The organism is Nocardioides albidus, from assembly GCF_006335005.1.
Lineage (GTDB): Bacteria > Actinomycetota > Actinomycetes > Propionibacteriales > Nocardioidaceae > Nocardioides > Nocardioides albidus.
On the sequence record NZ_VDMP01000020.1, the window covers coordinates 71,962 to 72,899 of the forward strand.

Below are 938 nucleotides of genomic sequence, written 5' to 3' on the forward strand. Positions count from 1 at the left end.
CCGTAGGGACGGTGGTGGTCGACGTCGCAGCGTTGGGCGGGGCGGGTGCAGTGCGGGAACCGACAGGTCTGGTCCCGCAGCACAACACGAGCGCGGTGGCGGTCGGGGATCTCGTAGGAGCCGACGGGGACATGGTCGGCCAGATCGATCACCGGCCGCACGACGATCGTGGTGTCCTTCGACCGCAGCCACTCCCGGATCTGCGCGCTACTGATCGGACACCTGCCCTCCTCCCACCGCCCGACTGGATTCTGCCCTGTGAGGGTGGTGTCGGTGATGTGGACGTTCAACACGATCCTGCGCCCCGGCACGGTGGCGACGACCTCGCCGGTGTCGCGATCGGGGATGAGCAGATCGAGGGCGAGATCTTGGCGGCCGAGCTCGGCAGCGGCCTTCGACCGCCGTACGTCGAGGGATGAGTCGTCTCCGAGGCGGCCGAGGACCTCGGCCCGACGGGCGACGGCCTGGTCGAGGTCGTGCCCGTCCGCGGCATCGAGGAGTCCGTCGAGGTGGACGAGTCCGTGCTGGTCGACCTCCCCGATGTCGAAGTGCCGCCCGTCCGCCGCGGCCTTGCGTTGGGCTTCGGCCTTCTCGGGGTCGAACCGCAAGACCGCCTCCGCGACGATGCGTTCGAGTTGCGCCCAGCCGACGCCGTTGGCGTCGAACAGTTGCCGGTCCACGATCCCCGCGGCCTCGGAGGACAACGGTCGGGTGAGGTCGGCGATCCGTTCGGCCCGCCACGGCGCCAACCTCCCGGCCAGGACGGCGTCGTACACGTGCGGGAGACGCCAGGCGCACTCGATCACCCGCCCGACATACGCCTTCCCACCATCCGGTGACCGGCCGAGGACCGCGACCAACTCCATCAACGCGAACTCCGACACCAGAGGGGCGCCCTCCCCGGCGATCGGGACGCCGGTGTCGAGGTAGCCCTCGGT

The 938-nt window shown here is 70.3% G+C and carries 1 protein-coding gene; it reads right to left on the reverse strand.

Annotation, left to right across the window (positions count from 1 at the left end):
- The coding region (locus tag FHP29_RS21610) for a DUF222 domain-containing protein (RefSeq protein WP_158296502.1) at positions 1 to 938 on the reverse strand (938 nt) is incomplete at both ends.